The 491-nt window shown below is 51.1% G+C and carries 1 protein-coding gene; it reads left to right on the forward strand.

Annotated features, from left to right (window positions below; translation table 11 throughout):
- Positions 1-491: AMP-binding enzyme (locus tag Xind_RS19770; RefSeq protein ID WP_187650973.1), on the forward strand; the 491-nt coding region annotated here is incomplete at both ends.

Below are 491 nucleotides of genomic sequence, written 5' to 3' on the forward strand. Positions count from 1 at the left end.
GCCGGGCTGGCGCGGGGGTATTTAAACCGGCCTGAACTGACCGCCGGGCGGTTTGTGGCAAATCCGTTTGCTACGGATAAGGACAAGTCGCTCGGCTACACCCGTCTGTATAAAACCGGCGATTTGGTGCGTTGGTTATCGGATGGCAATCTGGACTATCTGGGGCGCAATGATTTTCAGGTGAAAATTCGTGGTTATCGTATTGAATTGGGGGAAATTGAAAGCGCACTGGCTGTACATCCGCAGGTCAAGCAGGCCGTGGTGATTGATCGCGAACATGAGGGTAATAAAACGCTGGTAGCCTATTGGGTTGCGGAAAATTCGGTTGCGGAAAGCAAGCTTTCGGATAATGAGTTGTTCAGACACTTATCTGACCACTTGCCGGAATATATGGTGCCGGCCAGTTTTACCCGTCTTGAATCAATTCCGCTGACTCTGAATGGTAAAGTGGATCGCCGGGCATTACCAGAGCCTGTCTGGGTAAACAGAGA

The organism is Xenorhabdus indica (assembly GCF_014467235.1).
GTDB lineage: Bacteria > Pseudomonadota > Gammaproteobacteria > Enterobacterales > Enterobacteriaceae > Xenorhabdus > Xenorhabdus indica.